Below are 12,949 nucleotides of genomic sequence, written 5' to 3' on the forward strand. Positions count from 1 at the left end.
AAACTCTATATCACGCAACTTGAATTAGAGACTATTAATTATAAATTATTACCCATAATATCCACCATTATGGCTATATAAGTTACTAAATATACCAATTAGCAACCTCTTCACTCATCATACAAGCCACTATGGTATCTGTCAGTATAGACCAATAGTTGTGCCTGCCGGCCGCCTTATCAGGAAGAATACAGGAATGGATTACATTTTTTATTGGATTTATTAATTTTTTTTTTGAGGTATCGGCAAATTTTATCGCGCAAAGACCTATAATGACAACAAAGGGGATAATTATCTGAATATCAGTAAATTATTTTGACTTTTTCTTTCTTATAGGGCATAGTTTTGTTATAACATCCATAGTTCTATATACAATAAAGAATATCGTTCACTGCTTTGGCGTCACTTTTTTTTTACTTTTTTGTTACCTTTTTCCAAAACATCAGTCTCATGTAATATCTGCTTAGTTTGAAAATAGGGCCAGCCTATCTAACGATACGGTAAGTTATTAATTGCCAATCAGATAAGTGTACTATTTACGTTCTGGCAGCAGTCTCACCCACTAAACTATATTATTTTAGCTATGGAAAAGATCCGTAGAAACCGAACCAAAACGATTCAGCGTATTGTAGAAGCCCTCGAAGACGTAATCACCGAAAGAGGTCTTGAAGGAGTTGGAGTCAATCGGGTTGCAGAAAAAGCTGGTGTAAGCAAAGTACTCATTTACAGATACTTTGGAGGTCTTGATGGATTACTGGAATATTATGTAAAGATGGGTAAACTCTATCCAACATTTACCCCCGCCGTACTGGAACAAATCCGTCCATTGAATCAGTCTGACCTGGCACGAATCTGGTATCGTCAGGTTACACAAACGTACCGTACGTTCCGGACTTTTAAAGCTGGGCGTGAAATGCTGAAAGCTACTGTAATTGAAGGCGACGTAACTGCCGATATCATCAGCAAAGCCCAGGACGAAGAACTTGTACGCTTGGTTGATCAGCTTTCTTTTGTGAAAGGAGCCGATGTGCATGCTATTTCGGCCGTTATGCTGAGTGCTATGTCACATATGACTCTACTCGCTCAGAACAACCGTACTATGATTGGTATTGATCTGCGTAGCGAAGACGGCTGGAAACGTATTGAGGAGGCCGTTAAAGTGATTTATATTGCGCTTAATAAAGTAGCAGCTCAATCGAAGGAAACAACCGTTGAGTTGCAAACGTCAGCGACTCCTGTTGCCCTATGGTAACAAACCGCATCCATGAGTAGTTAGTCATTTAACAAAACAGCCATCGACTAACTACTCATGGCTGCATATCAGTTTACTTGTACTGTTTTCTTATCCATACCGATCCCCTTGATGGTTAAAGACTGCCATTTCTTAGGCAAATGCGTCTTCAGTTGCACAATACCGGCATCGGTAATATCAAGGCCGCCAAAACCATTCAGTACTGCCAGGAGCATCCCCCCTGCTCCTGTAGCAAAGTAAGGATTGGTTCCTCCGGCCGTTTCGGCCATTACGCGAAACGGAGGTACTTCATTGGGTTTATAACTTTTCAGAAACCAGTCGTATGCTTTGTCGGGTTCGCCTGAACGCGCGTGCAGCGTTGCCAGAACGGACCAGGATTGATCTCGTCATTTCCGGTTTAAGCACCAGAATAGTCGGATACATCCATAACTCTGTATCCCAGAAGACGTGGCCGTTATAGCCCAACCCGGACAGCCCCATGGGCGACAAGCTGTAGGACGCTCCTTCCCGAACAAATGAATATAGATGGTAGAGTGCCGACCGCACAGCCTGCCGGGCATCGTCGTCGCCGCTGATCGCAATGTCGCTTTGCCACAGTTTTTCCCATGCGGCTTCATGGCGCTGTAACAGGCGCGGTGTGCGTTTGAGGGCCGCAAAAATCGTGAGCCGTTCTGCTTCGTTGTGCGGATCTGCCGTATGTGCCGTTGAGGATACCGAGCCAACCACACTGAAACGATATGTCTCACCCGCTTTCAGCCGCTTTTTGAATTTGGCAAGGTGCATGTTGTAATCCCAGTCTTCGTGCAGTACATCTGGCTCCTGACCGTGGGGTTCTTCAAAAATAAAGCTGGTTGAAGCCGCTACAGTATGCCGCCCGGCCGGACTTTTGGCAACCGAGGTGAGCAGCTGGATCGTAACGTGCGAACGGTCCATTTCGGCGTAAAAATTTTTGACATCCTTAAGGTTTTCCGGTGATTCGATAACACTCATCGGGCTGATTTCACAGTCTTTCTTCGCTGTTATTTCCACCATCGACAAGGTTGAAAAGGGCAGATGCCGCAACGCCATAACCGTTTGCCGGACACTCACCTTGTCTTGTGCCTCGAAGGAGGTTGCCAGTCAGGATGTTGGAAACCCGCCCACGACCATAAGTATCAAATGCTCCGTTGAGCACCACATCTTTTACTTTCATCGGCTCTGGCGACGATACCAGCCCGATCATACCATTAGCAACCGTAATACCAAAGTAACGGGCGGGATTAATGTCCTTCGCCTCAATCTGCCAGGCCGGATCAACTGCCTGCCCATAGCCGGTTTGACCGGAAAAAGACGCCAGCCCAAGGACCAGCATTACCCATATATGGTTCATCAAGATAGAAGAGGATTAAGTACTCTACCTTGCTAAAACAGGACTAAAAAAAGACAGAATGGTTAATTATTGATTAAACCCGCGATCCTGGATTTAATACCGGATGATTTTCCGCGTGGTGCGCTGCCCCTGTCCCGTGGTTAGAGAGAGCAAATAAACGCCTGATTGGGAAGGCAGCCGGTCATTATCAAACCGCTGTTCATAAGCTCCGGCCGCCTGAGATGGTAAGATAAGCGACTGTACAATCTTGCCTTCACTGTTGGTCAACTGCAATTGCACATCCGTTCGTTGCGTAAGTGTATACCGAACCAGCAAATACTCTGCCATGGGGTTTGGGCCGGCGACCAACTCCATGGATTCATCAAGAGCGGGTTCAACCGCCAGTATCGGCTCACCAAATGGCTTGATGGCCGAATCCAGCCAATCCAGCCGCCAGCGGATCCAGTCTTTCAGATAGGTGATTTCATCGGCATACGTCCGGCCAACGTAGCCGTTTGGCCAGACATATACGCCCAGAACCGGCCATTTCTGAAAGTTACGGGCGCGCGCTTCGGTCAACATCGTGGCCATGGAATCAATATAAGCATGCAGGTGATTAACCGACAATACGGTTTTGCGGAGTTCCTGGTAGCGCAACCTCACATTCAACGCAAACTTTTGGTCCTGTAATAACCGGTCCCACCAGAAAGGAATGCTGTAGCCGTCGGTCGGGCAGGTACGGTTAAAATTAAACGCCCAGCCAATGTAGCTGTTGCCATCGCAGTAGTCAGCGTTGCCATAGGTCAGGTTATAATCCCAGATGGGACCCATGGTCAGCTTTCCGCCCTTGCTATCCCGATCTTTATAAAAAAACGTACTCAGGCGGTAACCATCCAGGTTTTTACAGACCTCTGTCAGCAACAGATAATCGACAAAAGACCGTTCATCGGCAAATTTCCGGAAACCATTCAGCGAGTCGCTGAAAGAAGCACCTTTTAAAGCATCCTCAAAGTCCATTACGTATTTGCGGATATACTGAAACTGAGCCTCCTGAATGTCTTCGATCTTAGGCCGGTCAATCTGCACAGTGATCGCCTTATTACTGCTCGACCGGTACGAGGACAACCAGCTTTTGGAGGCAGAACCTTCCGTTTTATCAATTTTCAGGATATACCCGCCTGTCAGCTGATCGCCGCTGACATCTTCCGGCTTCAGATTGGCAATATCGACACGGTTTTTATCACGTTTGATCTTTTCCATGATCACATAAATGCCCTGATACTGCCCGTTGAGGATTACCTCACAAAACCGGTAGCGTGAGGCGTAATAGCGGCTGCTTTCGCGGAAAATCTGGTAGGTTAACACATCGCGTAACAGCGTCTTATCATTGTAAACGGCATTCATGACCCAGTCACTCTCGGCCGGCATACCCAGAATCGGCGCATTGACCGAATTGACGCCTTTGGCATCGCGCAGTTCAATGCCGTAAGGCTTTTTCGGAAATAACGTCCGGGAAGTTGCCCCGCGCAGTTCGATGCCGATCACACTCGTGAAAGTCGCCGGATCCGTAACCTGATTCCGCTTTCCGGTTCCATTATCTATGATGGTAAGTGAAGCAATGATTTTGGGCTCATCTACGATGGTCGCTCCCTTCGTATCGATCATTACAATCGGTAAATCCGACGAACTCAGAATTTGGCCGTAAGCCTGACCACCAAACAGCAGCAGGAATAAGAGTTTGTGGATATATCCGCGCATAGTCAGGTAAGGCTTTTTGAATAAACACATAAACCGAGCATTTCTAATGATAGGCGGCTCACATACCTGTAGGCTAAAACAGCGTTGGGATACTGACCATTTACTCAATTAATTGTACGTTGCGTAATCAGCAACCGTATATTAAGCAACCTCTTCTGTCTCAACCAACCGTAAGGCTCAGTTATGTTTTTCTTTTTCCGGCTTGCTTTCTTTACCGCTATATTATTCTGCAACGTTCTGGCTTCCAGCTTCGCCCAGCCTTTTTCCGGCGACTGGCAGGGTCAGCTCAAGAGTCCGGCCCAGACTGTGGCGGCCACACTACGCCTTATACCAAAGGGGCAGCAACTGGGCGGACGCCTCGACATTGCCAGTGATATGTATACCATTGCAGGTACTATCACCGGCAACAAGGCCACCGGCACCATGACCTACCCGACCGACGGATCAACGTTTCCGTTTACCATGCAGCTCACCGGCACTACCCTACAGGTAAACATCACTGCGTTTGGCGTGGGGATGGTGGGTGCCTTCACCAAATCAACCGGTGCGGGCACGGTCACAGCGGCAACCTCAGATAAACTATACCGCGATCCGGCCCTGATTGGGGCCTGGCAGACATCGGAGCAATATGGGGGAGGCGCCAACAGCGGAGGCTTTTACGGGGGCAACACCTCAACCATGATCCTGAACGCCGATGGCAGTTTCGGCGACGGTGGGTCCACGTCGTATATCAGCGGCAGCAACTCGTCGGGTATTTCGCAGGGCAAAGGAAATCAGGTAATTGCGCAGCTTAATGCAATGGGGGCAAAATGGTTTACTAAAGGCAATATTTTTTACGTCCGTATCCGCCAGAACAGCACCGTGCAGGATATTCCTTCGTCAAAATATTATGTCGAAAACAACAACGCGCTCCTGACCGATCTGAAAACGGGTGCGAAAACACTGTACCGGCGGGTGCGCTAGCCAATCCTATAAAACCGGAAAAGCCCCGCATGGTCTGTGCGGGGCTTTTCCGGTTTTATACCTTTTACTATTTTTTCACGATCAGGAATTCTACCCGGCGGTTTTTCTGACGCCCCTCTTCGGTATCGTTAGACGCCACCGGCTTACTCTCGCCGAAGCCTTTGCTGGCAATCCGGTCGGGTTCAATGCCTTTTCCGATAAAGTATTCACGTACGGCATCGGCCCGATCCTGCGACAGTTTCTGGTTAATGGCAACCCCGCCCGTATTATCGGTATGACCGTTCAGGGAGATGGTCATCTTCGGATTTTCATTCAACACCGCGACCATGCGGTCGAGCTCAGGTGCGGATTCAGGCCGCAGCTCTGACTTACCGGTATCAAAGAAAATGTTGTTCAGACGAATGGCTTTCCCTTCTTCAATCGGCACCATCGTCAGTTCTTTTCCCTTAATTTCCTGGAAGCCCTTAATCTGCGTCAGGTCGACGTTTTCGCCTTCAGCAATAAAGTTTGGCGCAATAGCCCGCATGCTGTATTTCTGCCCGTAAGGCAACACAATTTTATATTCACCCGTAACCGGGTCCGATGTAGCCTCACCGGCTTCATTTCCGTCGGGCAGCGTCTGATAGACAACCCTTGCCTGCACTGGCCGGCCGGTTTTCTGGTCAATCACGCGGCCGCTGATGATAGCCACCGGATCGGGGCGCAGCAACGCATTCGGATCATTCGTACCGTTTGTGCCATTGCCGTTCTGCCCGTTGCCGTTCGGATTGCCCGAACCGGCCTTAGCCGGATCATTACCCGCCAGCGTTGGCGTTGTCGGCAGGTCGTCAAACATCTTAATCCGCACGACATCACCTTTGCCCAATGTGCCTTTAAAACTGGTCATGTACGCATAATCGCCGGCCGCCGGAATGGAGTAATAGGCATCATAACCGTCCGTATTAATTTTCGGACCCAGATTCTGCGGCTTCGACCAGTGTTTCCACGTTTTGTCAACGCGCTTACAGATATAAATGTCGTTACTCCCCTGCCCGCCTTCGCGGTTGCTTGAGAAATACAGTGTTGCCCCGTCGGCCGCCAGAAACGGCGTTGTTTCCGTAAATTTTGTGTTTACGTCCGGACCCAGACTAACGGGTTTGCTCCAGCTCCCGTCTTTCTGTCGGAAACTAACATACAGATCATCTTCCTTGCTGTTTTTCTTTTCGCTGAACGACATAATCAGCACCTTCCCGTCGGCCGAGAGGAAACCGCAGTCGTATTGCCCCTGACTCATCCGCTCATAACCGGCAATTTCGAGTTTCTGCGGCACCGACCAGCCATTTGCGGTCTTTTTGCTGAATGAATAGCCCCGTGTTTCGTAGCGGCCATTGTTATAGGCCCCTTTGATCAGCATGGTATTGCCGTCGGGGGTAATGCTGTAGGCGCAGTTATATTCGTCGGTATTCAGCGGATTTCCCAGGCGGCGGGCAGGCCCCCACTTATTGCTGGCAGCGTCAAGCTCTGAATACCAGATATCCTGACTGCCTTTATCACCGAACGTATTCTGCGGATGGCTGACGCGGGCAAAGTAGAGCGTTTTCCCATCCGGCGAAATCATCGGGTTGATCTCGTTAAATTCTGAATTTACCTGATTACCAAGATTCTCTACCTTCTGTGCATGAACGCCACACAAGCTGGCAAGTACAAGTAACGCGGCCGGTAATCCTTTTGTCATGATATTCTTGTGGCTGTGATTCAGACAGTGACCCTGTTTTCTACGATTAACGTTGAAGCCATATTGCTTAGTACTAGTTCTCCCGCTCAATCAGTTGCCGTGTAAATGACAGCAGCATTTCCTTGCGTTCGGGGGTGGCCTGAACCTGTTCAAAATTCGACAGCCCTTTCGCAAAATAATCGCTGATACGCTGTTCGGTTACCTGCCGGATATTTAGTTTATCGTAGATCTCGGTAACGGCCCTTACCTTCTCGGCCTTGTCAAATTCCCGGCAGCTCAGCCAGCCATTCAGCTCATCGAGCAGGGTACCTCCGGCTTTTTCCAGGGCTTCGATAAGCAGGAAGGTTTTTTTGTTGGCGATGATATCACCGCCGACCTGCTTTCCGAACTTGGCGGGATCGCCGTATACGTCCAGCAAGTCGTCTTTCAGCTGAAAACCAATACCAATGTTGATGCCGCCTTCCCGCAGGTGGTTCGTCGACTCCGCATCGGCTCCGGCAATAATGCCGCCCAGTTCGAGCGCATACCCCAGCAGAACCGATGTTTTGAGCTTGATCATCTCCACATATTCAGCCTCTGTTACATCCCAGCGGGTTTCGAAATTCATGTCCAGTTGCTGGCCTTCGCAAACCTCGGCAGCTGTCCGGTTAAAACGGGCCAATACATGCCGCAATTTATCCGGAGTTATGTCCAGCAGCAGTTCATAGGCGTTTACCAGCATCACATCACCTGATAGAATGGCAATGTTATGGTTCCACTTTTCGTGCACGGTTGGCTGACCACGGCGCAGCGGTGCCTGATCCATGATATCGTCGTGCATCAGCGTAAAGTTGTGGAAAACTTCGACGCTGATAGCCGGTTTAATGGCTTTCTCCCATTCATCCGTAAATAAGTAGGCCCCCATCAGGGTCAGCAAGGGACGCATCCGCTTGCCGCCAAGGCTCATAATGTACTGAATAGGATCATACAATTCGGCCGGGTGCCGGCCATATTGCGTAGACTGAATTTCCTTTTGAAGTGCCTCAACAAAAACGATTGGATTCATCCGAACGGGTTTTACGCCCAAAAATAAACAAAACCAAGCCACGCACATAAACGTTGGAGCGCCGGGGCTCTCTTTTCGTGCAGAATGACGGGTATTTGTATAACGACAGGAGGGGCTCGTTTGTCATCAGCCGTTCCAAAGTTTCATGCGGATATAATCCATCTCCACCGAATCCAGCGGCTGATTGCCATCGTACGACTCCTGTTCGACCACATAATATTTAATACCTGCTTTTTTGGCCGCTGCCAGTAGCGGTGGCCAATCGATTTCGCCGTTGCCCAGATAAGTACTTTCGTCGCGGTCTTTGGCTTTGTCTTTTACGTGGAGCATCCGGATGTGCTTCGGATATTTTCTGATCCACTCAACGGCATTGGCTTTGGCTATTTTCATGTTGCAGGTATCCAGCTGCTGAATAACCAGACGAGGATCAAGGCGTTCCAGGAAGATTTCGTACAGCAGCTTACCCTCATGCTGAATGGTAAACTCATCGTAGTGATTATGAAAGCCAAACTGCAGGCCGGCCGCCTTGCAGCGTTCTCCGCAGACATTCCACGAATCCAGCATGCGTTTTACCTCATCCAGGTTCTTTTTGTCGGAGTCGATGCCGGGATTAATCAGGAACGTTTGCCCCATCGTCACGGCATCGGCAATCGCTTTTTTGTAGCGGTCCGAAATATCCTTCGTGGATGCATTCCAGTCGTTTTTACTGAACAACACATGCGAACTGCTGATCGTCATGCCCAGATCCTGGCAGAGTTTCCGGAATTCGGCGGGTGTTTTGCCATAACATTTGCCGTCGACGTAGTTTGCCGGTTCAACTTCTTTGTAACCAATGGCGGCGACCTGCTTCAGGGTGGCAACCGGATCAATTTTCATGTCTTCCCGGACGGAATACAGTTGCAGACTGATATGGTCAAACAGTTTTTGCGGATTGGCCAGTAATGACGACACAGTACCCAGCGAAAGGGCCGCTACGGAGCTTTGTCGTATGAAATTCCGTCGTGATTGCAGGCTTGACATGACCTTAGGGTTTAGGTTTGTTGCACGCCTAAATCTACTGACCTTCCGGCAAATACTCAACTATAGCCGATTAGAATAACTATAAAATCCGCGGCATGCTGCTTTCTTAAAAACAGAATACCGCGGATTTCCCGATGGCGTAACAACTACGCGCTACACACTTACGGTTTTTGGGATAAAATATCGCTTCAGCCACGTCGTCTGCGCCGGCACAAGCCAGTCTGCCAGGAATGTAGCCTTCGTATTGACCAGGGTATTAACGACAAGCGTTTCCGGCGTCAGTCTACCGTCGGCCACGGCGGCCTTGATATTGGGCAGGGTAACGGTTTGTATCTGCTTCTCGCTATCCAGATAGGCCGCTGAGCGATCAAAGAAATCAATCGCCTCTCCTTGCTGCGAAAGTGTAGCACTAATCTGCCGCAGAAAACCTACCGATGAATCTATGGAGCACCCGCTCGGCAAGTGGTGGCCTTCGTCAACGGCAATAACCACAAACCGATTAGCAACCACTTGAGCTGCCGCCAGCAGGGGTTCACCATGTGCCGCCCAGCCACTCAGCGCCGGACGCAGGGCTGCGTCTATCTGTTGCACTTCCGCATCAGTCAGCGTGCGGTTTGCCTGATATACCCAAAGACGGGCAGTATCCGTAATTTCGTTAAAATCGATATACATGGCCTTTTCCGGAACATTCAGACAGGCACAAAAAGCCCGCCTCTCCTGTTACAAACCCTGCCCTTTTGCGATCAGTTCCGCCAGATCATAGACCTTCACGCGATCTTCCTGATTTTTATTTTTAACCCCGTCCGACATCATCGTCATGCAGAACGGACAGGCTACAGCTACCGTATCGGCTCCTGTACCCAGCGCTTCTTCGATCCGTTCTACGTTTACGTCTTTTTTACCGGCTTCGGGTTCCTTGAAATACTGCGCGCCACCGGCACCACAGCAAAGTCCGTTTGCCCGTGACCGCTTCATTTCTACCAGGTCGGCATCCAGCGCCGCCAGTACCTGACGGGGCGCTTCATAGACTTTGTTAGCCCGTCCGAGATAGCAGGAGTCGTGGTACGTAATCCGGCGCCCTTTGAACGACTCCCCGCCTTCTACCTTTACCCGTCCTTCGTTGATCAGTTGCTGAAGATAGGTCGAGTGGTGAATCACCTCATAATTCCCGCCCAATGCCGGATACTCATTCTTAAGCGTATTAAAGCAGTGCGGACAGGCCGTCACGATTTTTTTGACGCTGTAGCCGTCCAGAACCTGAATGTTGGCTACGGCCTGCATTTGAAACAGAAACTCATTTCCCGCCCGGCGGGCCGGATCGCCCGTACAGGTTTCTTCGGGGCCCAGCACGGCAAATTTGATTCCGACATGATTCAGGATGCGGGCAAACGCAATCGTAACGCGCTTGTACCGGTCATCGAACGACCCGGCACAGCCTACCCAGAACAGGATTTCCGGTGTTTCGCCCGCGGCCATCATATCGGCCATGGTCGGTACGGTGTATGTTTTTTCAGAAGTCATTGGTCAACGTTCTTTATGTGTTTCATTGGCCGGCACCTGTAATGGCCGGCCGAATGCTTTATTTTTCATTAATCTGATCGGCCCAGTTGAAGCGGTCCCCCGGCGAGAATTTCCACGGAGCCATGTTGTTTTCGATGTTACTGAACATCGCATTCCACGATGCCGGTGCCTGCGACTCTTCCATCACCCGGTACCGGCGTAGTTGCAGGATAATATCCAGCGGATTGATGTTGATCGGGCAGGCCTGCACACACGCCTGACAAGTCGTACAGGCGTTCAGCTCTTCGGCTGTGATGTAATCGCCTAACAGTGATTTTTCGTCTTTGTAGTCAGCCCCATGCTCTTTCCAGCCTTTCTGAATGTCCTCCAGCCGGTCACGGGTATCCATCATAATTTTGCGCGGCGACAGCTTTTTGCCGGTGATGTTGGCCGGGCAAGCAGCCGTACAGCGACCACATTCGGTACAGCTGTATGCGTTCATCAGATTAATCCAGCTCAGGTCTTCCACGTCTTTTGCCCCAAACCGGCCAATTGCCGGTTCACCTTCGGCAGGAACTTCGGTGGCATCGGCAGGGGAGAGGCCTAACATGAGCTGCACCTCTTTGGTCACCTCAGGCATATTTTTCATTTCGCCCTTAGGCTTCAGATCCGAGAAATAGACATTCGGAAAACCAAGGAAAATATGAAGGTGCTTCGAATAGGTCACGTAAACGGCAAAAGTCAGGATACCCAGAATGTGGAACCACCACGAAAACCGTTCGTAAGCGATCAACGCGCCGTCGCTCAGGCCCGAGAACCCGGGTTTCAGAAACTGGCTGATGATAAAATCCGGCACAACACCCTGCAATTCGCCATAATGGCCGATGCCCCGGTCGCGCAGGATACTGTCGGCCGCATTCCAGGTCAGGAACGCCGTCATCAGCAGAACTTCGAAAATCAAGATCAGCGCGGCGTCCAGCCGCGGCCAGGAAGGACGCATTTCTTCGTGGCGTTCCGGCTGAAAACGCGACACTTTTACGACAAAGCGACGCAGCAGAAATACCACACAGACAATCAGTACGCCCAGTGCCAGTAGTTCAAAAAAGTTGATCAGGAACGGATATACAGGCGTAATGACCGGTGCAAACAGCCGGTGTGTGCCCAGAATACCATCCAGAATAATTTCCAGTACCTCGAGGTTAATGATGATAAACCCGGCGTAAATAACGAAGTGCATGACCGCTACCAGCGGGTTTGCAAACATTTTTTTCTGCCCGAACGCTACCAGAAGCATGGTCTTCAGACGTTCGTCGGAGTGATCGCTCCGATTTTCGGCACGGCCCAGTTGAATGGCCCGCCGGATAAGCCCGACCCGCTTGCTGATCAGGAAGCCCGTAACACCGACGGCTATCACAAAAAGAAATTGCTGAATGTACGTCATAACTCTTCTTTACAAGACACTGACTATCAGTGGATTTTAAATTAATTTTATTTTTTTATATTTTTTTTGAGCCAAAAGCTTGCGCTGTGACCATTAAGCGCCTACTTTTGCACCCACGTTTGACACCAAACGGACTATCAACTACGGTGATGTAGCTCAGTTGGTAGAGCAAAGGACTGAAAATCCTTGTGTCGGCGGTTCGATTCCGTCCATCACCACCAGGCGACTGCAAGCAATTGCAGTCGCTTTTTTTATGCCCTTATCTGAATGTTGCAAGCCGGCTTTTACAACCATATTTGTGCTCATCTTCTGTTAACCTACAAACCGATTCGTTCGTTTTAATGCCCGCAAAGATAGTATGCAAGCATACTATTGCAATATTCATAGTACAATTAATTTGAAAATTATGTTTAAACCGGGAGTAAAGAAAAAAGCGAATGCCTAAAAATCAAGCTCCTGACACATGTATATCTCATATCTCATTCATATCAATTTTACAGCCGCCGCCTCATCTGAAATACTATCAATCTGCTACAATTAGCCCGAAAGAGGCTACTCAGCAAATCTTAGTAAAAGACAATTTTCAGTGCTCCTAAACAGCTATTGTTTTCCGTTTCGCTTCATAGTAAAATTTTAATCAGATACATCCTGTAATGGCCCGTTTTTCTGCGGCGAATTAGTGATCGGGAGTATTATCGACTAACGCAGAAGCCTATTCTCCTTCATTATTTGTTTTATTACATTTTAAAGATTACACGCTTAAAAAAGCCATATTTCTAAAATTTTTTAAAGATATGCACGCATACTATACGTAGCCTGTATTACCTGAATTTGTGCTCTTTCCAGATAAAGAATAAACTTTCAGATAATCCGGCGGATATTCGCTCAAACGGTAAACAGGCTATTGA

General features: G+C 49.1%; 12 protein-coding genes and 1 tRNA gene. 3 read left to right on the top strand and 10 right to left on the bottom strand.

All coding sequences use genetic code 11. From position 1 onward, the window contains the following. Positions 1 to 583 precede the first annotated feature (583 nt). Positions 584 to 1,252 (top strand): TetR/AcrR family transcriptional regulator, encoded by a 669-nt coding sequence (locus BLX24_RS27955; RefSeq protein WP_071506536.1) that lies wholly within the window; start codon positions 584 to 586, stop codon positions 1,250 to 1,252. Positions 1,253 to 1,320: 68 nt separating this feature from the next. Here BLX24_RS27955 and BLX24_RS34200 read toward each other — a convergent pair whose 3' ends face one another. The 4 genes from BLX24_RS34200 to BLX24_RS27965 all read right to left on the bottom strand — a co-directional run bounded on the left by BLX24_RS34200 (position 1,321) and on the right by BLX24_RS27965 (position 4,358). Continuing rightward, positions 1,321 to 1,521, bottom strand: a complete 201-nt coding sequence (locus BLX24_RS34200; RefSeq protein WP_445422157.1) for a hypothetical protein — start codon at positions 1,519 to 1,521, stop codon at positions 1,321 to 1,323. Between the two features lie 28 nt (positions 1,522 to 1,549). Beyond that, complete coding sequence (locus tag BLX24_RS34205; protein ID WP_445422158.1) at positions 1,550 to 2,284, bottom strand: glycoside hydrolase family 65 protein; 735 nt, start codon at positions 2,282 to 2,284, stop codon at positions 1,550 to 1,552. Continuing rightward, complete coding sequence (locus tag BLX24_RS34210; protein ID WP_445422159.1) at positions 2,253 to 2,621, bottom strand: hypothetical protein; 369 nt, start codon at positions 2,619 to 2,621, stop codon at positions 2,253 to 2,255. The genes BLX24_RS34205 and BLX24_RS34210 overlap by 32 nt, the downstream gene beginning before the upstream one ends. Positions 2,622 to 2,714: 93 nt before the next feature. Then, positions 2,715 to 4,358: a CotH kinase family protein gene (locus BLX24_RS27965; protein WP_071506537.1), complete on the bottom strand. Its 1,644-nt coding sequence runs from the start codon at positions 4,356 to 4,358 to the stop codon at positions 2,715 to 2,717. A gap of 183 nt (positions 4,359 to 4,541) precedes the next feature. Between BLX24_RS27965 and BLX24_RS27970 the strand changes: the two genes are divergently transcribed. Next, positions 4,542 to 5,321 (top strand): hypothetical protein, encoded by a 780-nt coding sequence (locus tag BLX24_RS27970; RefSeq protein ID WP_083422222.1) that lies wholly within the window; start codon positions 4,542 to 4,544, stop codon positions 5,319 to 5,321. 67 nt (positions 5,322 to 5,388) lie between these two features. Here BLX24_RS27970 and BLX24_RS27975 read toward each other — a convergent pair whose 3' ends face one another. The 6 genes from BLX24_RS27975 to BLX24_RS28000 all read right to left on the bottom strand — a co-directional run bounded on the left by BLX24_RS27975 (position 5,389) and on the right by BLX24_RS28000 (position 12,041). Then, a complete protein-coding gene (locus BLX24_RS27975; protein ID WP_071506538.1) occupies positions 5,389 to 7,035 on the bottom strand; it encodes an OmpA family protein in 1,647 nt (548 codons plus the stop codon). A gap of 73 nt (positions 7,036 to 7,108) precedes the next feature. Beyond that, positions 7,109 to 8,080: a polyprenyl synthetase family protein gene (locus tag BLX24_RS27980; RefSeq protein ID WP_071506539.1), complete on the bottom strand. Its 972-nt coding sequence runs from the start codon at positions 8,078 to 8,080 to the stop codon at positions 7,109 to 7,111. A 126-nt stretch (positions 8,081 to 8,206) separates the two neighbouring features. Next, positions 8,207 to 9,100: a sugar phosphate isomerase/epimerase family protein gene (locus BLX24_RS27985; RefSeq protein ID WP_083422223.1), complete on the bottom strand. Its 894-nt coding sequence runs from the start codon at positions 9,098 to 9,100 to the stop codon at positions 8,207 to 8,209. Between the two features lie 153 nt (positions 9,101 to 9,253). Beyond that, positions 9,254 to 9,772: a hypothetical protein gene (locus tag BLX24_RS27990; protein WP_071506540.1), complete on the bottom strand. Its 519-nt coding sequence runs from the start codon at positions 9,770 to 9,772 to the stop codon at positions 9,254 to 9,256. A 48-nt stretch (positions 9,773 to 9,820) separates the two neighbouring features. Then, a complete protein-coding gene (locus BLX24_RS27995) occupies positions 9,821 to 10,621 on the bottom strand; it encodes a (Fe-S)-binding protein (protein ID WP_071506541.1) in 801 nt (266 codons plus the stop codon). Positions 10,622 to 10,679: 58 nt separating this feature from the next. Continuing rightward, the gene (locus tag BLX24_RS28000; protein WP_071506542.1) at positions 10,680 to 12,041 is read right to left on the bottom strand and encodes a 4Fe-4S dicluster domain-containing protein; all 1,362 of its coding nucleotides are present in this window, start codon (positions 12,039 to 12,041) and stop codon (positions 10,680 to 10,682) included. Between the two features lie 145 nt (positions 12,042 to 12,186). On the opposite strand from BLX24_RS28000, the gene BLX24_RS28005 reads away from it, so the two are divergent. Next, a tRNA-Phe gene (locus BLX24_RS28005) sits at positions 12,187 to 12,262 on the top strand. Positions 12,263 to 12,949 lie beyond the last annotated feature (687 nt).

The organism is Arsenicibacter rosenii (assembly GCF_001870735.1).
Taxonomy (GTDB): domain Bacteria; phylum Bacteroidota; class Bacteroidia; order Cytophagales; family Spirosomataceae; genus Arsenicibacter; species Arsenicibacter rosenii.

What these genes read in the sequence shown, in the direction of transcription:
- BLX24_RS27955 (WP_071506536.1), top strand. Translation starts at nt 584, where the DNA reads ATGGAAAAGATCCGTAGAAACCGAACCAAAACGATTCAGCGTATTGTA.
- BLX24_RS34200 (WP_445422157.1), bottom strand. Translation starts at nt 1,521, where the DNA reads ATGGCCGAAACGGCCGGAGGAACCAATCCTTACTTTGCTACAGGAGCA.
- BLX24_RS34205 (WP_445422158.1), bottom strand. Translation starts at nt 2,284, where the DNA reads ATGGTGGAAATAACAGCGAAGAAAGACTGTGAAATCAGCCCGATGAGT.
- BLX24_RS34210 (WP_445422159.1), bottom strand. Translation starts at nt 2,621, where the DNA reads ATGAACCATATATGGGTAATGCTGGTCCTTGGGCTGGCGTCTTTTTCC.
- BLX24_RS27965 (WP_071506537.1), bottom strand. Translation starts at nt 4,358, where the DNA reads ATGCGCGGATATATCCACAAACTCTTATTCCTGCTGCTGTTTGGTGGT.
- BLX24_RS27970 (WP_083422222.1), top strand. Translation starts at nt 4,542, where the DNA reads ATGTTTTTCTTTTTCCGGCTTGCTTTCTTTACCGCTATATTATTCTGC.
- BLX24_RS27975 (WP_071506538.1), bottom strand. Translation starts at nt 7,035, where the DNA reads ATGACAAAAGGATTACCGGCCGCGTTACTTGTACTTGCCAGCTTGTGT.
- BLX24_RS27980 (WP_071506539.1), bottom strand. Translation starts at nt 8,080, where the DNA reads ATGAATCCAATCGTTTTTGTTGAGGCACTTCAAAAGGAAATTCAGTCT.
- BLX24_RS27985 (WP_083422223.1), bottom strand. Translation starts at nt 9,100, where the DNA reads ATGTCAAGCCTGCAATCACGACGGAATTTCATACGACAAAGCTCCGTA.
- BLX24_RS27990 (WP_071506540.1), bottom strand. Translation starts at nt 9,772, where the DNA reads ATGTATATCGATTTTAACGAAATTACGGATACTGCCCGTCTTTGGGTA.
- BLX24_RS27995 (WP_071506541.1), bottom strand. Translation starts at nt 10,621, where the DNA reads ATGACTTCTGAAAAAACATACACCGTACCGACCATGGCCGATATGATG.
- BLX24_RS28000 (WP_071506542.1), bottom strand. Translation starts at nt 12,041, where the DNA reads ATGACGTACATTCAGCAATTTCTTTTTGTGATAGCCGTCGGTGTTACG.